This window comes from Nostoc sp. ATCC 53789 (assembly GCF_009873495.1).
Taxonomy (GTDB): Bacteria; Cyanobacteriota; Cyanobacteriia; order Cyanobacteriales; family Nostocaceae; genus Nostoc; species Nostoc muscorum_A.
The window spans coordinates 6,110,567-6,133,652 of the sequence record NZ_CP046703.1 but is presented as its reverse complement, the minus strand read 5'-3'; the positions used below and the strand labels follow the sequence as shown (position 1 = coordinate 6,133,652).

The window sequence follows — 23,086 nt, the reverse complement described above, 5'->3', positions numbered from 1 at the left end:
AGATTTTGGGACATTGAAAATGGCAAATAAGTAAATATTATGCTAAAAAAATAAAGTTTGCTAATTAGAATGCCAATCATATACTTATAATGTACTATACAATGCCCTGCCAGTAGCTTGCTTCCTTGTAAGGGTACAAATTGGGGAACCTGCCCAAGGCACCGGCTCACCAATGACTAATGACTAATAACTAATGACTGAACCATTGATTGAACTAAAAGGTGTTTCTAAGTCCTTTGGTAGCCATAAAGTTCTAGATAATGTAGACTTGACCATTTACCGGGGAGAAGCACTAGGGATTATTGGGCCATCAGGGACTGGTAAATCAACAATTCTACGGGTAATGGCGGGGTTACTTGCTCCTGATGAAGGAGAAATTTATGTGCAAGGAGTGCGGCGGGACGGTTTGATTGAGGATAGTGGACAGCCAGTTGGCATTGGTATGGTGTTTCAACAGGCGGCGCTATTTGATTCGCTGACGGTGGAGGAGAATGTGGGATTTTTACTTTATCAAAATTCAAAGCTGCCGCGATCGCGCATTCGAGATTTGGTAAAAGAAAAATTGGAAATGGTCGGTTTGCCATCAATAAGCCACCTTTACCCAGCCGAACTTTCCGGGGGAATGCGAAAACGGGTAAGTTTTGCCCGTGCAATCATGTCTAACCCCGATAATCCCTCAGAAGGCCCAGAAGTTCTATTATACGATGAACCAACAGCCGGACTCGATCCTATTGCCTCAACTGTAATCGAAGATTTAATCCGCTATTTGCAATGTTTGAATGGAGTTTGTAGTACATACGCTGTTGTTACCCATCAAGACAGTACTATTCGCCGTACTGCTGATAGACTTATATTTCTCTATGAAGGTAGAGTGCAGTGGCAGGGTACAGTTAGTGAGATATACAACACAGAAAATCCCTTGATCAAACAATTTATGAGTGGAAGCGTGCAAGGGCCGATTCAAGTCGTCGGTTAGAAACTGAAAAGTGAAAAGTGAGGAGTGAAAAATGAGGAATGAGAGTTAAATTCAATTCATAACTCCTAACTCAAAACTCCCAACTCATAACTAATTATTGGGTAGAGGAAAAATATGCGAGGTCTTATGACAAGCCGCTTCGCGTCTGGGCGAACATTTAGAGAAGGCTCTGTGGGGTTGTTGCTCCTGGTAGGACTAGGAGTATTTGGGTTACTCTTTTTGTGGTTAAATAGATTTACTGCTGCTGGCCGTTCATACAAAATTATTGTGGAATTTGCTAACGCTGGCGGAATGCAAAAGGGAGCAATAGTTCGCTATCGAGGTGTTAAAGTAGGAACTATTTCTCAGGTTCTACCAAAAGCGAATGCGATTGATATAGAAATTGAAATTGCCCAAACTGACTTAATTATCCCCCGGAATGTCGTGGTGGAAGCTAATCAAAGTGGATTAATTAGCGAAAGTATTATTGACATTACACCAAAAACAACTTTACCTCCTGGGGTTGTAATTGCTAGACCCCTAGATAAAAGTTGCGATTCCAGTTTGATTGTCTGTAATGGCTCTCGCTTAAAAGGTCAGATTGGCATCAGTGTTGATGAATTAATTCGCAGTTCAACCGATCTAGCCTCATCATACAATGACCCCAAATTTTATAGAAATGTCAATAGGGTTCTAGAAACTACCACAAGTGCAGCATCTAGTTTTACTGAACTAAGTCAGGATTTACAAGGTTTGACTAAAAGCTTGCGACAACAATTAAATACATTTTCAGCCACTGCTAATTCAGTGCAACGAGCGACAAACCAACTTAATACATCTGCAAATCAAACAGTAAATAAATTCGGTGCAACTGCAACTCAAGCAAATCGTTTGCTCAACAACCTGGATAATCTGGTGACAACAAATCGTTCTTCGCTGGTTGGCGCTTTAAATAATATCACCGAAACCAGCAACCAACTACGTGTTACAGTCAGTAGCCTATCACCATCTGTCAATCGATTGACTCAAGGAGAATTACTCAATAATTTAGAAGCTCTTTCAGCAAATGCAGCGCAAGCCTCAGCTAATTTACGCGATGCTTCTAAAACTTTAAACGATCCCAAAAATGCGGTGCTGCTGCAACAAACTTTAGATTCAGCACGAGTCACCTTTGAAAATACCCAAAAAATTACATCTGATTTGGATGAATTGACAGGCGATCCTAATTTCCGAAAAAATTTGCGGCAATTGGTGAATGGTTTAAGTGGTTTAGTCTCTTCTACACAAGATATGCAGCAACAAGTACAAGTTGCGACTACTCTAGATTCGGTCAAAGCTGCTGTGAGAAAACCAAATAATCTAATAATTCCTACCCCAGCACCAACCCAACAAGCAATGTCTAATGACAAGTCACTACCCGTCTATGAAGTTAATCCTTCACCTGCTAATTTTGAAAGTAGTGATATCAACCTTCAGCCAACCCCCAGTCCGTCTATTCCTAACTCATCCCAAGAAGTCTTGTTAAAACAGCTGCGGGAGTATGGTAAGCAACGAGATCAACTGGAGACGGAAAAATAGGCAATAGACATCTCCAGAAATTAATGATGCGTGACTTGAAACTTTTGTAGAGATGTTGCATTGCAATGTCTCTACATTTTTTTTTACTAGATGTCTAATTTAGCGCAATCGTTCAACGGTGGAACCGAATACGGTTCATTTAAGGATTACTGGCAAAAATTTTGGGGTTTTGAGACGCGATAAATCGCCGTCTCTACAAGTGTTTTGCTCTTATCTGAACTCTATTGGGGTTGGGAGGATATTCAAAATATTAAAACGTTAACAAAACTGTATTGGAAAATCTATCCCTCTCCAACTCAGAAAGGGACAGACTTAAACTTGAGTATTGCGCTATTGGGTGCGTTAACGAAGTAACGCATCATTTTGATTTAGCTTGTCACAGTACGTTAAGCAAAGGCATAACGCACCTTTTTATCTTAGAAAAAGTAGACTTAGACAAACACGAACCGAGTATCTGTTGCCAAATTGCGGTTTAATCCGCTTTCCACAACCGCAATTAATTCTAATTGCGTCCCATTATTGGCGAAAATACCCACAGATGAACTACTAAATCCAGATACTGATGCTGACCCCAAGAAGTAATTGTCAGCAGATCCTTTCAGCTGAATCCGATCGCTTGCTTTGAAGTTAACAATATCGGCGTAGTCTCCATTGCCAGATTTGGCATAGAAAACTGAACTAGCATCACCCAAAATGTAAGTATCTGCACTTTGAGCGCCGTTGAGTTGGTCAATTTCGTTTGTACCACCTCCCCAACCAATCAGGTGGTCACTGCCACCACCTCCGGCCAGGATGTCATTGCCAAGTCCACCTAGAATGATGTCATTACCTGCTCCACCATTGAGGTTATCATTACCTGCTCCACCATCGAGGCTATCATTACCTGCTCCACCGAGAAGTGTGTCATTGTCAAGTTCACCTAGAAGAATGTCATCGGCTGCTCCACCATCGAGGATGTCATTACCTGCCCCGCCTAAAAGTGTGTCAATGCCATCGTTCCCCAAGAGAGAGTCATTACCGCCCTTGGCATCAATGTAATCATTGCCTGCTGCACCACTGAGTGTCTCATTGGCATCAGTGCCGATCACGCGATCGTTGCCACCTAGAGCATTGAATACGCTCACACCAACAAGTTGGTCGATAAAGATAATGTCATTGCCGGATGTCGCCTTGTTATTGGCAACAGTCAGGTCAAAGGTATCGCTAACACTGCCACCTTTGCTATCAGTAGCGGTAACAGTGACGGCAAAAATGCCAGCTTGGGAGATATTGCCGAATATCAGACCCGTGTTAGCGATATCAGATCCAGTCGGTAAGCCCGTAGCAGTGTAGGTAAGGGTGTCGCCTTGATCGATGTCAGCAAATTTGTCACCAACGTTGAAAGAGAAAAGCTTGCTTGTGGAGATGATTCTGTCTTCAAGGGGTTGCACTACCGTCGGAGCTTCATTGACATCGTTAACTTGGATGGTCAATGCCTTGTCAAGGGAAAGTCCACCATTATCGGTGCTGCGTACCCGAATGCTGTAAGCAGATTTGGTTTCAAAGTCTGGGGAAGCGTTGATTTTTAAGGTGTTGTCTGCGATCGCAAAAGCAGCATTATCAGCATCACCAGTTCCAGAAACTAAGCTGTAAGTGAAAGTGTTGCCGGTGTCCGGGTCTGTAGTACTAAATGTACCAATTACAGTATTGGCAGCCACATTTTCATTGATATTTGTAGCACTCAATGATATTGCTGTGGGAGCATCATTTAAATTAAACCGAGCCACACTAGGGTCGTGATCGCTATCTTGATCGGCAAATTCTGAGTTGACGTGAACGACATCATAGGCATCTAGCTTGCCAAGCAAGTTGCTACTAACTAAAAGGTGGTCGAGTGTTTGGGCATTGCCTTCAAAGTTGTAGGTGTAACGCTCGTTTGCAGGCAGAGTTTCAATTAAGGAAGTCAGTCCAGCGCTTTCTAGAGTGGTGACTGGGTTGGAGAACTCAAAGTCATTCAAGTCACCCGCTACTACTACATTGGCATTAGGGTTGATCGCTAAAATACTTTGGACAAAATTTTTCACCAAGGTAGCTTGTTGCTGACGCTGGACTTCGCTGGTGAGAGTTGGCGGTTGATTCACGCCAAATAATGGTTGGTCGCCACCTTTAGAATTGAAGTGGTTGCCAATTATATAAACAGTTTCACCCTTGAAAGTAAATTCACCAACTAACGGCTTGCGACTGCTAGTAAAAGCCGAGTTGGTGGGGTCAATCAAACCAGGACTATCAGAAAGAGTAGGAAAACCAGAGACGTTGCTAACTGTGGTGCTGGAGGTGGAAGTACCACCGGGGCGATCTACAAAGTTGACACGAGCAGGATTAAATAAGAAGCCCACTCGGATATTTCCCCCAGGTTCACCGCCATTTGTACCGTTTACTGGGTCAATTTGGCGATATTGATATGTGGGGCCACCAGCAGCAGCGATCGCATTAATTAATGTTTGGAAGGTGGTGCTGGCATCAACTACACCATTATTAGTTGCCCCATTATTGTCCTGAATTTCTTCCAGACTAATGATATCTGGTGATTTCAGATTATTGACAATGCGGCTGGCAAGGTTGTTAAACTTGGTTGCCCCATCGCTTGGGTCAAGATTTTCGACGTTGAAGGTAGCAACTGTCAATTGGTCAGTGGTGGGAGTTAAATTGGTGACTTCTTTTTGCAGGGTACTGTTCTGTACTACTGTGGGAGCAGCCGATACTAAAACTTCATAGTTGCTAAAGTCGTAGTTAACGACACCAGTAACAGTGCTAAGTTGCGTACCAACATTAATCTCAGGTAGCACTAAGGCATTGTTGAGATCATCGATTTGAATCCGCTCAGGATTGAAATCTGAGGCACTAATTAGGCTACCACCGCGAACTGTGCGCCCAGTGGCATTTGCTCCGTTGTCTGCTAGTACCCAAATTTCTTGTGATGTTCCAAAGTTTCCAGTGGGTGAAGTGGAGACTGGGTTATTAACCTGTACTCGCATTCCTTCTAAACTTTCGTAGAAGTCGATGCCATCCTGGGCAGGGTCAAAGGTGGTCGTTCCAGTTTCGATATTCCCAGTAGTATCGTTATCGATGACTGTAGTTGGGATAGCTCTGCCGCCATTGCCCAGAATTGTCGCAGTTGGCAAAGCATTGCCAGTGGAAACGGTGACAATTGTGGGGCTAGTAATTTCTGTCACCGTCAGGTTATTGGCATTATTACCGGGACGAAACTCCGTGACTGTTCCACTGACTAATATGGAATCGCCAACGGATACAGTTGGTGCTGCTGAAGTGAAGACGAAAATACCTTCAGAAGTGCGAACGTCGCTATCTGGGTTAGGGTCTTGCAAGTAGAAACCATTACTAGCTGTAGCCGTGACAATTCCCGCTACATTGCTAACGGTTTGACCTCTCAAGGCTGAGATATGCCCAGCACCTTGAATGTCGTGAATCCGAATTGCGTCATTATCAGCGATCGCTACTGTTGCAGTAGCAGTACCTAGAGTATAGTTGGCGCTGCTATTTAGAGTCAAAGTGACGGTTTCAGTTCCTTCAATTGTCGGATCATCCACAGGTGTAATGGTGATATCCGCAAAGGATTGTCCGGCAGCGATCGTTGCTGTGCCTGTTAGGGTTGGTGTGTAATCTGTGCTTGTGGCTTGTCCAGCACCCGTGGCAATATTGTAATTTACCGTTAGGGCATTGGTGGTACTGCCTGTGCGAGAGATGCGGAAAGTGCCAGGGTCAGTGCCAGCTTCTGCGGCGTTGGCATCAGTGGCTGCGATCGCAATTGTAGGTAGAGAGGAAACAATCGTTCCAGGAGAGCCGATTTCCACGTTTGAATTTACAGCGACGAATGCACCATTGACTCCCACAGCGCTCAACGTTGCGATCGTGGCATTGTTTGACAAGGCGGCATTATCAAAGGTGGCAAATGGGGCTGCGGCTGGAGATGCTCCGAAGACGACATTAGCCTGTAAAGCACCAGTGGAATTATAGATATTCACCGCATCACCACCCGCACCCAAGCCCACGCCGGCACCAGAGTAGTTGCCGATTTTCAAGCCGGCTGGTGGGTTTGCGCCGAACCAGTTGGATAGGAAAGTAGAATTGACGGTAGCTCCTTCGATGAAGATTACCGATTCACCTGCACCGATAGTTGTAATACCGCTCAAGGCGACAGAGGAGGCGAAGCTATTGGAGTTGTCGTCAATTTTCCAGCCCGTGATATCTACGGCGCTCAAACCCTTGTTGGTAAGCTCAAACCAGTCTGCGGCGACGGGGGAATTGCCACTACTCCAAGGAGCTACTTCAGTGATGAAGATACTACCTGTGGTGGGATTCTCATTTACATCGGTTACTAATAAGCTAAATGCCGTAGTTGCATCTGGGTTATTGCCAACACTCGCGTCATTTACATTGACGCTGACGTTGTAGCTGGTCTTAGTTTCAAAATCTAGAGTGGTTCCCGCTTTCAGGAACAAAGCATTGTCCGTAATCTCAAAAGAGTTGGCATCTGCACCAGTCAAGCTGAGGGTATTTGTTCCCAGAGCGTCATCACTGACGATAATGTTGGCGACTTTAAAGGGAGTTGCAGTACTGGTGCTTTCTGACAAGCTGGTGACGGTATTTGCAAGGCTGACGGCTATAGGGGCTTGATTCGCATAAGTAAATGAGGATGGTGCATAGACCCAAAGTTGAGGGTGATCGATATCACCTCCGCCATTCTCGTTAACGACATAAATCAATCCATCCTTGTCTACCGTGATTCCTTCATTCCCCTGATCCACAACGGACAAAGGATTACCTGCGTCGGAGGCGATGGTTAATGAGCTAGAGATATTCCCAGTGCGATCGATGTTGACGATTTTGCCCGATTCTTGGCTCAAGATCAGCAGGCGGCTGGAGTCGGGTTGCCCGTTCAAGGCTGATAGATTCGACAATGCGAAAACATCCGCGAAGTCCGCAAGCCCAGCCAATGCTGGATCGAAAAGGTTGGTAGAGTTGACTGTGGTGGGCGAACCGTTGCTGGCAGTTCCCGCCGCAAAATCGATGTTTGTTTGAAAAATTCCTTCGGGTGTAATCTCCTTAACTGCGATGAAGCCACCAGTCTGTGGGTCATAGGAGATACCTTCAATCCCAATATTTCCAACCGTTGTACCGAGTTTTACGGTCTGGACATCGCTTCTGGTAAGGGTGGTTCCTGGGGCATAGGTAAACAAATTAGCCTGTCTGTCTCGCTCTTCGATCAAGACAAACTTACCGTCACCGACATAGGTAAGCCCTTCTGTATCGTAAAATTCTGTTCCTTGAGGACTGTTGCCAAGACCTAACGTCATTGAGTCAATTAATTGTCCCGTCTTCGATACTTGCACGATCGCTCTGCCGCCATCGCCGACAACAAACAGCGTGTCGGTATCCTTGTTATAGGTAACTGCCGAGACTTCTTGAGCCAGCAAGCTGTTTGTTGGTGCAGTGGTTCGGGTAGGTTCGGGTAGGTCGTAACGCCCGATACGGACGTAGGTGGAGAGATCGATAGAAGTTGCCGCCGTATCGTTGTCAGCGATCGCCACTGTTGCAGTAGTAGCAGTACCCAGAGTATAGTCGGCGCTGCTATTCAGATTCAGAGTGACGCTTTCAGTTCCTTCAACTGTCGGATCATCTACAGGTGTAATGGTGACATCGACAAAAGATTCTCCGGCAGCGATAGTTGCTGTGCCTGTTAGGTTTTGTGTGTAATCTGCGCTTGTGGCTTGTCCAGCACCCGTGGCAACATTGTAATTTACCGTTAGGGCATCGGTGGTACTGCCTGTGCGAGAGATGCGAAAAATACCTGGGTCAGTCCCAGCTTCGGCGGCGTTGGCATCTTGGGCTGCGATGGTGACAGTGGGGCTGGGTGCGGCGATCGCAAAATTCGTGGTATTTGGAGCAGTTGTGGTATAGTTACCATCAGTTTGATCAACCGTCCAGTTGTTAACATTAAAGACTGAAGATTTATAGTTTGCAAAGCTAGATTGTCCAGTTCTAGAGCCACTATATTCACCATAGTCAGCACTAGTTCTTAATACTATTGCGTTAACTCCAACCGTTAATCCTGCATTTGCAATTGGATCACCAGGCGTTACAACATCTCCTGATGATACCGCAGTTAAAATCGTAGTTGGAGCAGCTGCACTAGAGCCAAGAAAAGCATAGATAACGTCACCACTTGCAGAGAGACCGTAGTTACTGCTACCTGATACCGTAGCACGAGAGAGAGTTCCAACTGATGCAGCAAGGGTGGCAACATCAACTCCAGTAAAGCGAATTACTGTACCAGCATTTATCGTACTAGATCCTGATATCCATTGAAAATAAGACTCACCAGTATTAAAAGCTGTCGTGCTAGTAGCTTCGTTATCAGTGAAATAAATCGTCGTGTTCGGATCGATATCTACAAATGTAACAATAGACCAGCCATCTTCATCGGCATTGAAGGATATAAAAGCAATATCCCCTTGTGTTAAAGCCATAGGAATTATTTAACCTCTTTAGTTTGTTTCAGATTCTCAAAAAATCAACCAAATGATCCGAAGCGATGTACTAAGTGCGATCGCTCTTGGGATTTATCCAAATTTGTCCGCACTTCGTAAACAGTCCAAAAGCGATCGCTACCAATATTTTTTGGTTAAGGGGGAAAGGGGAAAAGGAAAGGGTTTGAATTTACCTTTCCCCCTTTGCCCTTTAACCTTTCCCCAGACCAAAAGAGAGATCACACTGATTTGTAGGGCGATCGCTCCCATAACTACAAAAGGATAGATGCAAAAACTTACTTCAGTATTTGGGCGAACATGAGACAAGATCGGCATGAAAGACCGAAGTAACTAGCAAAAAATAGCTACATACTTTATTAGTATTAATTCGTACTTATCAACTTCAACCTATCCCGGTAAGTTTAAGGAACAGCTAGCAAAAGGTTAAAAAAACAAATATTTGGCATGGAGTTAGGCTCAAATGTAGACTCAGCTAATTGAAAAGTCAGCAGATGAGAGGCAATCCAATACTTCTCGGATAAGTACTTTCCATCTCTGGTGTGGTCTGGGGAAAGGTAAATTCAAACCTTTTCCCTTTCCCCTTTCCCCCTTAACCGAAAAATATTGGTAGCGATCGCCACTTGTTATTTTTTGGTCAAGTCGGGGAACTCTATTAATACGGTTCAGTAATTCGCGCAGCATTGACCAGAGAAAGGCTTCCCGTAAGGTAAGCAACTGGTATTACTTGTTGTGGTTTTAGTTGAACTGTGTTGTAAGCATAACTTTGAGTTTTGAGGATCGGCTGATGGATAAATCAATTATTCAGTTGGTTGACGAATTACCAACTGACAATATCACTGTCAAAGTTTTAAAGGCTCTTGATTATGTAGCGCCAGGTGAGTGGAGCAATTTGACGGGGTTTGAAAATAGTATTCGCAGCATCACTGGGGAAACCGATGCTAAGGTAATTCAGAGAATCCGCGATCGCGCTGTCGTGTTATACGAAGATCCTCAAAAAGGCTACCAGTTCGCAATCAAGCTTTATCAGACAATTGATAAGGCAGACACAGCTATGGCAGCAGCAGCTTTAGCGAATAAAGTTAGTGAAAAAATCGGCTTTCTGTCTTTTTTAGGCAACATTACTCCCAAAGCTGATGTAACTCAATCTATTGACTTGGCACTAAAAATCGCTGTTGAGATCATCGCCTTTTGCAAACTAAATGGCATTCCTCAGCCTAACCCTCAAGAGTTTGCTAATTCCCTTACTAACAACTATCAAAATGCCTCCTTAATGCGGATGGTAGCTTTAGTTTGTATAGACGGAATTCTGCCATTAGGCCCCGATTTCCTCAGCAAAATTCATGGAGTTATTAGTGGCACTGATGCTGGTGCAATAACTCAAAATCCGGTTTTCTTAGCTATCAATAACTTTTTACCAGGTAGTAATCCCTCTGATAAAGTTGGTTTTATCAGTCAGGGTTTTAACTCCGTACAAGGTTGGATGAATAACTTAGTATCTAAGACAGGTGTAACCCCGCAATCAATTTCTAGTAATTTAGGTAGTTTTATTCAGATTGCTGATGATAATTTAGATTTTGTCGCAGTATTCCTAGATCAAACTACCAATTACTACGAGCATACCGGAACTCAAAGCGTCGCTCGCGGCTTGATTTTGGAAGCATACACTTTCGTAAAAGAGGAAATTAAACAAGAGCAACAAAAGCCTATTCAAGATGTTTCGTCAGCTTCTGCTGTCAAGTCAGATAAAATTCAGTATGAAGTCAGCAAAACAGTAGAAGTCTGGGATGGTGAAGACGAAGATTGGTATCAGGGAACAATTGAGAAAGTTCAAGATGACCAATTTTTTATTCATTACCTTGGCTATGGTTCATCTTATGACGAGTGGGTGGGCGAAGATGACATTCGGACTCGCGATCTTCGCGCTGCGGATGACAATGGATATGCAGTTGGTCAAAAAGTAAAATGTTGGGATGAAGACCAAGAAGCTTGGTATTCCGCAACGATTCAGCAAATCCAAAATCAGCAATACTTTGTTCACTATATTGGTTATGACTCATCCTATGATGAGTGGGTTGATAGCGACGAAATTTCTTAACTACTGAATTAGCAGCACAGGGCCGACAAGAGCAATATCCTTGATTTCTCACTTGTGAGAAATCAAGGAGTATGGGAGGTGTGGGAGGATGGGGAGGCAATGCAGCATTTGTTGATATGCAGTTATTAAATTTATCCTCTTTCTCCCCACACTTCCCACACTCCCCACACTCAAAAAGCAAGTTATATCAGGGCTTTGCGATTAACAAGCGTGCCATTCGGTTATTACCCTCTCTACGCGCAGCATCTCGTAACTTACTGAATACTCGCTATCGGTGTCGCACCCTGTGCTAGCATTATTACCTTTAAAAATTACGAATTACGAATTACGAATTACGAATTATTTTGACGCGCTACCATATCCCCTATTGCCTTCGTGCAATGTATGTGAGGAGTAGCAGGTTAAACAGATGACAAAAGAATTTAATACACAACGTGCAGAGAATTTGATTGCGATCGCAGATCAATTCACCCAAGTAGGAAAGGTTACAGCCGTTAAAGCCTTTGGAAGTGGTAATATCAATGACACCTTCTTAGTGACTCTAGACACCTCAAAAGAACAACATTTTGTCCTGCAACGCATCAATACACAGGTGTTTCGTCAGCCAAAACTGATTATGCAGAATATGCGTACCTTCACTGAGCATGTTCATAAACAGTTACAGCATATCTCCCTCAATCGTCGCTGGGAAGTACCGCGTGTACTATTAACTAAGGATGCTCAAGATCACTCTCAGGATGCAGACGGTTCATTTTGGCGGGCGATTAGCTTTATTGAAGGCTCCCAATCTTTCGATACTATGCGCGATCGCTCACAAGCTAAAGAAATCGGTTATGCCTTGGGGATGTTCCACAATTTAATCAGTGATTTGCCACCAGAAAAACTCGCTGACACTCTTCAAGGATTTCATATTACACCGCTTTACCTCCAGCGTTACGAAGAAGTGTTGGCGAAAAATAGTGCTAGTCAATCTTCGGAAGTTAATTATTGTTTACAGTTTGTTAGCGATCGCCAAGCCTTTGCACATATCCTAGAAAATGCCAAAGCTGAGGGCAAACTACCTCTGCGTCTGATGCACGGCGATCCCAAAATTAATAACGTTATGTTCGACACTGTTACCCAGCAAGCCGTCAGCGTCATCGACCTCGACACCGTTAAACCAGGTCTGGTACATTACGATATTGGCGATTGTTTGCGATCGGGCTGCAATCAGGCTGGAGAAGAAACCGAGAATTGGGAAAGTGTTCATTTCGATACAGACCTCTGTCAGGGAATCTTACAAGGCTATCTCTCAGTGGCAAAGGCGTTTCTTACCGAGAATGACTATGCATACATATATGATGCTATCCGTCTCATTGCCTTTGAATTAGGATTGAGATTTTTTGCTGATTATTTAGCCGGGAATGTCTACTTTAAAGTTAAGCACCCAGAACATAACTTGGCAAGAGCGATCGTGCAGTTTAAGCTTACCGAAAGTATTGAATCTCAAGAAACGCAGATTCGTAACATTATCAAAGACATGAAATGAACAACCAGACATTTTCCCTACAACCCTTCCCTTCTACTAAATCGCTTCCTAATTTCAAAATTGCAGGCAATATCAGGCGAGATGGTAATCAATTTGCCATCCACTATATGCTTGAAGGCGATTTAAAAGAAATTGCAATTGCCATCCCATCAAACACACCGTCACGCAAGCATGAATTGTGGAAAGACACCTGCTTAGAGTTCTTCCTTGGCATCAAAAATTCTCAACGGTATTGGGAATTCAATCTCTCCCCAGCCGGACACTGGAATGTCTATCGCCTCGATGGGTATCGTCAAGGAATGCAAGAGGAAACAGCTTTTGAAAATCTTTCGTTTAATGTTCAAAATCAAGCTGATCGTTTAGCACTAACCTTAAATGTTGATTTAAATAAAATCATTTCTGTGGAGCAAGCAATTGAAGTTGCCATTACTACCGTTATTAAAGATAGAGATGGTGAAGTAACTTACTGGGCGTTAACTCATCGAGGCACAGAGGCTGACTTTCATCTGCGAGACAGTTTTATCATTGAGTTGTAAATACTATAATTTAAATTGCATCATTTTCATGGTAATAAAAGCTGCAAACCCTCTCCCTTGCTCCCTGCCCCCCTGCAATCTCAATGTGCAAATTAAATGCTTAACAGCTTACTCAACTTGGTAGTGAGAGCAATGGAGAGTTACTCACGAAATTTCTACCGACTCTACTTTTGCACCCTGTCCTTGGTCTACTTCTGTTAACTTTTTCCCCAAAATCAGAACTGAAACCATCATTAATAAACTTGTCACCATAATGGTACTCACTACATTAGGATCGTCAAAATTGCTCGTCCCTATTAATAAAGCAGCAGCAAAATTACGTTGAGCCGTCCCTACTCCTAAAACTCTTTGAGTATCAATACCAGGCCCACCCAGTAAATAACCCACAGTAAAGGAGAAGATAATAAAAATAGCACAAACAAAGATTACACCTGTTTTTAATAAAATGATAATCTCGTTGAAGTGTACTACTAGTCTCACTACTAAACCTAAAAGTAATCCAAAGTTAGATATTTTGAACGTAATTGCTTGAAAATTCAGGGCTATGTCTTCAGATTTTGCCTTAATAAATAACCCAATTCCTAATGGGGTTAACATCAACAATATTAAAGGTTTGGCAATATCCCAAGAATTGACTTGTACACCTTGCAAAACTAACGGTAGTGCAATTGGCATATAAAATACTGTGCCAAACATTAGCAACATCATTAAACCTGTAGAAAAAGCTAAATTACCCTTAACTATTTGAGCCAGTTTGGGTAAGGCTGGAGGGCCTGATGCTAACGCCATAATGATAAAACCAGCTTTTACAGGTTCGGTTACAGGTACTACTTGCAACAGCAAATAGATAAAAAGGGGTACAATTAAAAAATTTGCTGCCAGTGATAAAATAACTAAACGGATATTGCGGAGTGGTTCCCAAATCTGTTGTAAAGTTAACTTTAACCCTGTACCAAACATAGTTGCAACGACAAACGAAAGGAATGCGATTTTGTCAAGTATGGAGATAATTTCATTCATAATTTTTTGCTTTCGCGCGATCGTTTTTATGGATATTGTAAGAGTAAATGTAGAGGCAAAACTTCTCGGTTTTTACATTTTTAACTCAGAATCAGGTCATGGTTAAAGGTTTTTTCTTTCCCTTTTCCCTTTCCCCTTAACTGATAAGTATTCGATGCAAAGGTGTAAAGACATTTTGTATAGACGTTACTAGGAACGTCTATACCCCTAAACTTATTTCAGGTTCAGGGTGGTTTCATACGAAAAAATAAAAATACATAAGTTTTGATTTCTTGTTTTGTGGCATGGCTTTTTACCCCACTTCCATTCCTCTCCCCGAAACGGAGAGAGGCTTTGAAACCCGGTTTTAGTTTTTCTCTGGTTGTATGAAACCACCCTGCTAAACTTATTTCAGGTTTAGAGTAACTTTCTGTAAATTACCTGTAAAAGCAAACGGTACTTGATAGGTGTCAACTACAGGTGTACCCGTATCTCGACCAACATCAAAGGTTTCATCTAAAGCCACACGATAAGGTATAGTTTTTTCAATTCGGCCTTGAGCTACCTGTTGATTGTCGATGAACAATTTTCCAGTTCCTCCTGCACCAACACCACCGTCATAATCAAAATCAAATCCTATTGTTGCTTTCCCTGGGGGTAATTTTTCAGGAGATTGAATAATGTATCGCTCTGCATTTGCAAAATTGTAGGTATAAGTTGGTTTACCATCTTCGATAAAAAAGCCCCAACCAGCAAAGCGTCCACCTTGAGTTAACAAGACACCCTCAGCACCATTTTCTGGAATCTCTACATCAGCCTTGATGGTGAATGATCTGTTTTTGAGGTTTGGGGCGCTACCTTCGGGGATTGGTACTGCACCAGGATAGTAAATAAATGTAGTGCGTCCTGCGTCTAGAGAGGGACGAATTTTGACATCAAACCGTTCAGAAACGCGATCGTCTAATGGTAAAACTTTGTGTTTACGCGCTTCTGATAAAAACAACTTTTGCAGTTTTTCCAGTTTCTCTGGATTTTTGTCTGCTAGGTTATTTGCCTCGCTGAAATCTTCCTCAATGTTGTATAGTTCCCAAGGATCTTGCTCGAAATCAGCATTGATTGTCCCCTGCCAAGGCAAGCGCGGGTGACGAGCCGCAGCTATCCATCCGTTATTATAAATAGCTCGGTTTCCGAACATCTCGAAATACTGTGTTTTGCGTTGGGAAGAAGCATCAGGATCATCAAATGTGTAGACTAGGCTAGTACCTTCAATTTTCTGTTGTTTCACGCCGTTAACTTCAGTCGGTACAGTAATTCCTGTCGCTTCGAGAATTGTAGGTGTAATATCAATGACATGATGGAATTGGCTGCGGAGTCCACCACGATCTTTAATTTGGTTGCCCCAAGCAACAACTAAGGGATTACGAGTACCACCAAAGTGAGAGGCAATTTGTTTTGTCCATTGAAAGGGTGTAGTTCCTGCCCAAGCCCAGCCTGCATGATAATGATTAGGGACTTCCAGAGAATAAAATATACAGTCAATAAAAATGATAATCATTTTAAGGGGGAGAAAGGGGTTGCCAACGGCAACCCCTTTCTCCCTCAATAAATAGGCAAGATAAATGTCTGCACAAAGAGAGTTCTTAAATGCAGTGAGCTGAATTGCTATCGACTATTTTTGCGCTTTTAACTTTTTGAAAATTACGTTACTCCACAACAGATATCAATAAACCACTTACCTAAATTTGGTAAATTATCTTCGGTAAAATTAGTCAAACGTTCAATCTTATTTTCAATTTCTTGCATAGCTTTTTTAGTTAGACGGACTCCGCTAGAGTAAGTCTGAGTAACTAACTTAACAACTGGACTTTTACCATTCCACGTCATAGTCTTAGCAAAATTTAATGCAGTTTCCACATCGTCTAAAATACTGCCATTCCAATGATTCTCCAAAACAGCCCAAGTTCTTTCAATTGGATTATATTTACTGTGATAGGGAGGGTAATAAGCTAAACGTATATTTAATTTGTATGATTGAGCAAATTCAACTATACGTTTCATAAACTGAGTACGTCGAGAACTATTTTCTCCTCCATTATCTTGATTAATAAGTAAAGTTTTTATTTCCGAAAATCGCCAGCTTTCTGATTTCCAAAAATCCCCTAAAATGTCAACGATAAAATCGCTAGTTACTTTGGATTCTGTAAAATACAAAAATAGCTCGTCAAGGTCTGGAAGAAAGATACCATAAGGAGCTACAGTTGTTTTTGGTTTGAAGTCGTGGTCATCAGTTTCTGTTGGTACTCGATTTCTACCACCACGATCAAAGGAGCCGATATTTACGCGAGCTTTCGCATCCAAGCTTAAACGTAAAATAGTTGGGTCATCTGAAGCTTCTTGGTGAACTATAGCTAATTGCTCAAAGATTGCATCAGTTTCGGGAATTTTTTTTGAGGTTGAATTTTGGCAACCCTCTTGAGGCGATACCCTAAATCATTTAACTTGACACGAATTGTTTCTGAAGTTGGTAATTCTTCTTCAGCATAACCAAATTTTTCAATTAATTGATGTCTTACAACAGATGCGCCCAGTCGGGTATAGAGTCTTTGACTTTTAAAAGTCGGGTCTATTTGACTTTGAGAATCGACTAGTTTTTTGATATCTTCTAAAAGAGTTGGTAGGTGTTCTTCTGCTTTTTTTCTTCCTCTACCTTGATAATTATCCACACAAGTGATACCACTATTTAATTCTTTAATTCCTTTACCAATAGTTACACGGTTCCATCCTAACTCTCGCTCTGCTATAGACTTTCCTCCGTGTCCTAATGCCACAACTGTTTGTGCAATGAACCTACGTTTAGCTGCTCCCTTTAATTGATGTGCGGTTTCCTTCAATAACTTTTTCAATGAATCTGTTAATTGTATTGACACCTCAAACATCCCAAAATCGAATCATCATTCAATTTACTACAACTTGGGGTGGGAGAGGCTGCCAACGGCAGCCTCTCCCACCCCCCTAACAATGATTATCATTTTTATTATCTGTATATTTTATTTTCTGGAAGTCCCTTAAAGGTTTTGGGACTACCTAAGTCATTCAAGGAAGCTAAAAGTTGTTCTTGGCTTTCCGGTATTCTGTTAAAGACTTTCAGTTCATTGACGCTACCAGTTAAACCACCTTCGGCACTAGCGCCGTTATCACCGACGATATAGATTACTAAGGTGTTATCTAATTCCCCAAGTTTGTCTATAGCATCAATCAACCGTCCGACTTCATAGTCTGTATGTGCTAAAAATCCTGCAAACACCTCCATTTCATGGGCATAAATTCTTTGTTCATCTTGAGATAGAGAATCCCAAGCGGGGAATTCTTTGGCACGGGGAGTAAGCTGGGCATTGGCAGGAATTACACCCAGTTGTTTCTGACGGACAAAGGTTTCTTCCCGCAATTTATCCCAGCCTTGGTCAAATTTGCCTTGATACTTGTCAATCCAGGCTTTGGGGGCGTGGTGGGGTGCATGGGTAGCACCGGTAGCCAGATAGGTGAAGAAAGGTTTTTCAGGAGCAATGGATTGTTGAGAACGAATCCAGGCGATCGCATGGTCTACTAAATCTGGAGTTAAATGGTAATTAGGATTATTGATTGGTGGTGCAACCCGCTTGGTATTTTCTACCAAAGCCGGACTCCATTGGTTAGTATCACCACCCATAAAACCGTAAAAATACTCAAATCCTAAACCTGTCGGCCAGCGATCGAAAGGCCCCACTGCACTGGTTTCATAATCTGGTGTATTGTGCCATTTGCCAAAAGCCGCAGTATTATAACCGTTTTGACGCAGCACTTCCGCCACAGTAGCCGCACTCTTGGGTAAAATAGTCGTGTAACCTGGATAACCGGTTGCTAACTCTGCCACTACACCTGTACCCACAGAATGATGATTGCGCCCAGTTAACAAAGCTGCCCTGGTAGGTGAGCAAAGGGCTGTAGTGTGGAATTGGTTGTAGCGTAATCCTTTTTCTGCTAAACGAGTCAGATTGGGGGTTTCTATAGAACCACCAAAAGTACTTGCCTGCCCAAAGCCCACATCATCCAGTAGTACTAATAAGACATTAGGAGCATTTTTAGGAGCAGTGATTGGGGCGGGAAAATCGGGTGTTGACTCTTTGTAAGTTGTGCCAATTTCACCTTGAAAAGACGGTGGACGAATAGGGAGAACCTTTGATGTAGCTGCTAGGGCAGGGTTACTAACCATCAACAAGGTGATGACCAGAGATAGAGCGATTGCCCGAAAAATTAAACTCAACATACAATACCTTTCATAGCTATTTTTTTCTCACGCAGAGACGCAGAGTTACTCCAAAGGACTTAAGAGTGCAATCTAATGAAAATATGCTTTAAACCAGGTTCTTCACCAAGCGAAACCCGATATGGCTAGTTCCTGTATCGGGGGCTTGAGACTCTCGTGCGGCTGGACGGTAGCGGCTGCAATAGTTCGGCGCACATAAATAAGAGCCGCCTTTGATTACATGAAGAGCAATCTCTGTGGGTTTTTTAGGGTCAAAACTTTTACTTGCTCCTGTGGGGTTGACACTGTGAGCTTTGTTGCTATGTCCTAAACTGAACCAGTCGGAAGTCCATTCCCAAACATTACCGGTCATATCGTAAAGTCCATAACCATTGGCCGAAAAAGAGCCTACTTTTGCCGTTCCTATATAACCATCAGCTTTGGTATTGAAAAAAGGGAAAATCCCCTGCCAGGTGTTGGCTTTTTTCTCCGAATATTGATTACCCCAGGTATAAGTTGCGCCATCTAAGCCACCACGAGCCGCATATTCCCACTGTGCTTCTGTTGGTAAGGATTTTCCTGCCCATATTGCATAAGCTTGGGCATCCTCGTAGGCAATATGCACAACTGGGTATTTTTCTTTACCTACAACAGTGCTATCACTGCCAAAGGGATGCTGCCAGTTAGCACCAGGTGTCCAATGCCACCAACTGAGAAATTGGACTTGCTTAACACCTTGTTGTGGCTGATGAAACACCAGAGAACCTGGTAATCTCTGCTCATCTGGTAAGTCGGGAAACTGTTCTTTTGACAAAGGGCGTTGTGCAACTGTTACATACTTTGTTGCTTTGACAAACTCAGCAAATTGGGCGTTTGTCACCTCGTATTTATCAATGCAGAAGGAGGTAACTGTAACATTTTTCGCTGTTCGCTCTTCCACAAAACCCGAATCATCCGCTCCCATATTGAAAATACCTCCAGAAATGAGTACCATCTCTGGAGGACAGAGATTAACGGTAACTGCTAATGCGGATAAATTGCTCAATAGTGATATGAGTGCAACTGGCTGAATCAGCAGTAGCGTTAAAAAGCAATGTTTTTTTCGCATTTTACGCCGATGAAACTGTTAAACCCAGAATACGTAAAAATCTCTGTTGCAAAGTAAAATTATAAACTCACTCCTACTAGTTAAATTATTTAGCGTTGCTGATTAGATATATAAATCTTGGTGGAGAAACGTTGCAATAGAACGTCTCTATATAAGGTTTTGAAATTACGCAAAATAATTTTCATACCTGAATTCAGCAACGCCAATTGTTTGACTGGCAAGCTTACCAGCGCTTAAAATACTAATTGTCGATTGATTTACTGTACTATATCAGGAGTATTCCATAGTCTTTACTAAAAAACAAGTATTTCAGCAAAGATTTCTTCTCAAAATTTAGAGTCAAAATTTCCCATAATTTAATACTTGTCCATAGCTTAGTTCTCTTCGTAGCGCGTTCATTGTCGGGGCGCTCAATGTTGTAAGAGAGAGTGTTCTCAATCAGACTTGTCCAAAATTTATGTGCATCACAAAACTAGCACCCAAGCTGCCGAATATTTAATTTGCACGCCAGATTTGATAGATTATCTTTGCGGAGTTCTTCATGTCAAACCATCAATTACCTTTCCAGCGTTCAGATGAAGAAGTACAAGCTTCTTCTGGCGACTCCCTCACCATCGCCCGGAAACAAGAAGTTGTGAAGCTTCTCAAGCAGATTAGCGATCGCACCCTAAAAAATGACATTATTAGTCTGGGGATGGTGCGAAATCTGCGGATGGTTGATGATTATATATATTTGCGTTTGTATATTGGTTCCCATCAACATCAATTAGAAACCGAGATTCAAACTGTATTATCATCCCTAACTTGGAGCAAAAAAACTTACATTCAACTCTGCACCATTCCAAGAGTAAGAACAACTCTAGCAGTTTCCAGTGGTAAGGGGGGTGTGGGGAAATCTACCACTGCGGTTAATTTAGCAGCAGCTTTACAATTGGCTGGGGCAAAAGTCGGTCTGTTGGATGCTGATGTTTACGGCCCCAATGTTCCCCAAATGCTGGGACTGGGTAAATCTGAAGTGAAAGTTATTGATACTCCCAAAGGTCAAAGGTTTGTACCATTAGAAGCCCACGGTATTAAAGTTATGTCTGTGGGACTGTTGGCTGAAGCAGACCATCCTTTAGCTTGGCGCGGCCCAGTTTTACATAAAATCATCACCCAGTTTATCCATGAAGTCGAGTGGGGAGAACTGGATTATTTATTAATTGACCTTCCTCCTGGTACTGGTGATGCTCAAATTACTATCGTGCAAGAAAGCCCGATTTGCGGGGTAATATTGGTAACAACTCCCCAAAATGTGGCAATTTCGGATGTCCGCCGCAGCGTTTATATGTTTCGCCAAGTTGGGGTTCCTGTTATCGGGATTATTGAAAATATGAGCTATTTCATGGGGAATGGTGGCGAAAAAATTCCGATTTTCGGTAGTGGTGGCGGTCAAAAGTTAGTAGAAGAACTCAAAGCACCTCTTTTAGGGCAGATTCCCATTGATCCCCTCATCTGTAACGGTGGCGATATCGGAGAACCCCTAACACTCGTTGACCCTAACTCCAAAGCTAGTCAAGTATTTGTGCAAATTGCTGGGGCGTTAAATGCTACTTTTTCTGGTTCTATGTAAATATTTTATCAGCAAAGTACGGTAAATTGCTCTTTTTAGCGTAGTATTGAATGTGCTTATAGTTCTGAAGGTCAAAGACATCGTTTGGAACGGTAATAAATCCTTAAAGTTCCTCCCCACTTCTAAAAGCTTATGGACATCAATACCCAACGGATAAAAACTGATGTACTTGTCATTGGTGGCGGTACAGCCGGAACAATGGCAGGTATCAAAGCCAAACAAGCGAATCCCGATGCAGAGGTGCTGATTTTAGAAAAGGCTAACATCCGACGGAGTGGTGCGATCGCAATGGGTATGGATGGCGTGAATACCGCAGTTATTCCGGGTCATTCTACACCAGAACAATACGTGCGCGAAATCACCCTTGCTAACGATGGCATTGTCAACCAAAAAGCCATTTATCAAACAGGCAAATTAGGTTACGAAGTGATCCAAGAATTAGAAAGTTGGGGTGTAAAATTTCAAAAAGATGCCCAAGGCAACTATGACTTAAAACAAGTGCATCGTGTGGGTAAATATGTCTTACCCATGCCAGAAGGAAAAGACCTCAAAACAATTCTTACCCGACAAGTCAAACGCCACAAAGTCAAAGTCACAAATCGCGTCATGGCAACCCGCGTCTTAGTCAAAGCAGGACGTGCTATTGGTGCAGTAGGATTTGATGTCAGAAACGGTGATTATATTATCATTCAAGCTAAAGCCGTTATCCTATGTACAGGTGCTTGCGGCAGATTAGGATTACCTGCTTCTGGCTATCTCTACGGCACTTACGAAAATCCTACCAATGCCGGAGATGGCTATTCAATGGCTTATCATGCAGGAGCAGAACTTAGTAATATTGAATGCTTTCAAGTTAATCCTTTAATCAAAGATTACAACGGCCCAGCCTGTGCTTATGTTGCCGGGCCTTTTGGCGCACATACAGCCAACGCTGAAGGAAATCGCTTCATTAGCTGTGACTATTGGAGTGGTCAAATGATGTTAGAAATCTGGAAAGAATTAAATTCTGGAAAAGGGCCAGTCCAATTGAAAATGACCCATCTTGATGAAGATACAATCGCTGAAATTGAATCCATACTGTGGGCGAATGAACGACCAAGTAGAGAACGTTTTCATCAAGGCAGAAATGAAGATTATCGCACTCACGGCGTAGAGATGCACATTTCCGAAATTGGCTTATGTAGTGGTCATAGTGCCTCTGGCGTGTGGGTAAATGAAAATGCTCAAACAACCGTCCCTGGTTTATATGCAGCCGGAGACATGGCCAGTGTTCCCCATAATTATATGATTGGGGCATTTGTTTTCGGTCGCATAGCCGGAACTCATGCCATTCAATATATTCAAGATTTAGATTTTATCGAACCAGATGTAGATTTTTTAGAAGCAGAAAAATCGAGAATTTATGCCCCATTAACTCGCCCTAATGGTGTACCTCATACCCAGGTTGAATATAAATTAAGACGCTTAGTTAATGATTATCTGCAACCACCAAAATCAGGCAATAAAATAGAGATTGGTTTAAAACATTTTGTGCAATATCAAGAAACATTAGATTTAATGGGCGCTCGTGATCCTCATGAATTGATGCGTAGTCTAGAAGTTCACTTTATTCGGGACTGTGCAGAAATGGCAGCTAGAGCATCATTATATCGTCAAGAGACTCGTTGGGGCCTTTATCATTACCGCTTAGATTATCCAGAAAAGAATGATGAAGAATGGTTTTGTCATGTCAATTTAAAGAAAGATAAATTAGAGCAAATGGTATTGTTTAAGCGTCCTGTAGAGCCTTACATCGTGGAAGTAGATGCAGTCAAAGAAGTCTACAATGTTGCTGTTAAATGAATG

General features: G+C 42.5%; 13 protein-coding genes and 1 pseudogene. 8 read left to right on the top strand and 6 right to left on the bottom strand.

Going from position 1 to position 23,086, the window contains the following annotated elements:
- The first annotated feature begins 193 nt into the window (after nt 1-193).
- Both GJB62_RS25410 and GJB62_RS25405 read left to right on the top strand, forming a co-directional pair.
- Nucleotides 194-976 carry an ABC transporter ATP-binding protein gene (locus tag GJB62_RS25410; protein WP_114085175.1) on the top strand — a complete coding sequence of 261 codons (783 nt, stop codon included), beginning with the start codon at nt 194-196 and terminating at the stop codon, nt 974-976.
- 114 nt (nt 977-1,090) lie between these two features.
- Entirely contained in the window at nt 1,091-2,533 is a 1,443-nt protein-coding gene (locus GJB62_RS25405; protein WP_114085174.1) for an MlaD family protein, read from the top strand.
- Between the two features lie 431 nt (nt 2,534-2,964).
- Here GJB62_RS25405 and GJB62_RS25400 read toward each other — a convergent pair whose 3' ends face one another.
- Nucleotides 2,965-9,060 carry an SdiA-regulated domain-containing protein gene (locus tag GJB62_RS25400; protein WP_114085173.1) on the bottom strand — a complete coding sequence of 2,032 codons (6,096 nt, stop codon included), beginning with the start codon at nt 9,058-9,060 and terminating at the stop codon, nt 2,965-2,967.
- 52 nt (nt 9,061-9,112) lie between these two features.
- On the opposite strand from GJB62_RS25400, the gene GJB62_RS25395 reads away from it, so the two are divergent.
- The 4 genes from GJB62_RS25395 (at nt 9,113) to GJB62_RS25375 (ending at nt 13,240) form a co-directional block, all read left to right on the top strand.
- Nucleotides 9,113-9,346 carry a hypothetical protein gene (locus GJB62_RS25395; protein WP_147262572.1) on the top strand — a complete coding sequence of 78 codons (234 nt, stop codon included), beginning with the start codon at nt 9,113-9,115 and terminating at the stop codon, nt 9,344-9,346.
- 519 nt (nt 9,347-9,865) lie between these two features.
- Entirely contained in the window at nt 9,866-11,176 is a 1,311-nt protein-coding gene (locus GJB62_RS25385) for a Tudor-knot domain-containing protein (protein WP_114085171.1), read from the top strand.
- A gap of 409 nt (nt 11,177-11,585) precedes the next feature.
- A complete protein-coding gene (locus GJB62_RS25380) occupies nt 11,586-12,704 on the top strand; it encodes an aminoglycoside phosphotransferase family protein (protein WP_114085169.1) in 1,119 nt (372 codons plus the stop codon).
- On the top strand, nt 12,701-13,240 hold the full coding sequence (locus tag GJB62_RS25375) for a DOMON-like domain-containing protein (RefSeq protein ID WP_114085168.1): 540 nt from the start codon (nt 12,701-12,703) through the stop codon (nt 13,238-13,240). Before GJB62_RS25380 ends, GJB62_RS25375 begins: the two co-directional genes overlap by 4 nt.
- Before the next feature lie 144 nt (nt 13,241-13,384).
- On the opposite strand, the gene GJB62_RS25370 is transcribed toward GJB62_RS25375, so the two are convergent.
- The 5 genes and pseudogenes from GJB62_RS25370 to GJB62_RS25350 form a co-directional block, all read right to left on the bottom strand.
- Nucleotides 13,385-14,260, bottom strand: a complete 876-nt coding sequence (locus GJB62_RS25370) for a bile acid:sodium symporter (protein ID WP_114085167.1) — start codon at nt 14,258-14,260, stop codon at nt 13,385-13,387.
- A gap of 385 nt (nt 14,261-14,645) precedes the next feature.
- Entirely contained in the window at nt 14,646-15,794 is a 1,149-nt protein-coding gene (locus tag GJB62_RS25365) for a sulfatase/phosphatase domain-containing protein (protein ID WP_245246005.1), read from the bottom strand.
- 143 nt (nt 15,795-15,937) lie between these two features.
- Nucleotides 15,938-17,175, bottom strand: a pseudogene (locus GJB62_RS25360) (ISAzo13 family transposase).
- A gap of 98 nt (nt 17,176-17,273) precedes the next feature.
- Nucleotides 17,274-18,542 carry an arylsulfatase gene (locus GJB62_RS25355; RefSeq protein WP_245246004.1) on the bottom strand — a complete coding sequence of 423 codons (1,269 nt, stop codon included), beginning with the start codon at nt 18,540-18,542 and terminating at the stop codon, nt 17,274-17,276.
- Between the two features lie 88 nt (nt 18,543-18,630).
- Nucleotides 18,631-19,629: a formylglycine-generating enzyme family protein gene (locus tag GJB62_RS25350; protein ID WP_114083832.1), complete on the bottom strand. Its 999-nt coding sequence runs from the start codon at nt 19,627-19,629 to the stop codon at nt 18,631-18,633.
- Nucleotides 19,630-20,170: 541 nt separating this feature from the next.
- On the opposite strand from GJB62_RS25350, the gene GJB62_RS25345 reads away from it, so the two are divergent.
- Together GJB62_RS25345 and GJB62_RS25340 are read left to right on the top strand one after the other, a co-directional pair.
- Complete coding sequence (locus GJB62_RS25345) at nt 20,171-21,241, top strand: Mrp/NBP35 family ATP-binding protein (RefSeq protein ID WP_114083833.1); 1,071 nt, start codon at nt 20,171-20,173, stop codon at nt 21,239-21,241.
- A gap of 132 nt (nt 21,242-21,373) precedes the next feature.
- Nucleotides 21,374-23,083: a fumarate reductase/succinate dehydrogenase flavoprotein subunit gene (locus tag GJB62_RS25340; RefSeq protein WP_114083834.1), complete on the top strand. Its 1,710-nt coding sequence runs from the start codon at nt 21,374-21,376 to the stop codon at nt 23,081-23,083.
- Nucleotides 23,084-23,086: the final 3 nt, after the last annotated feature.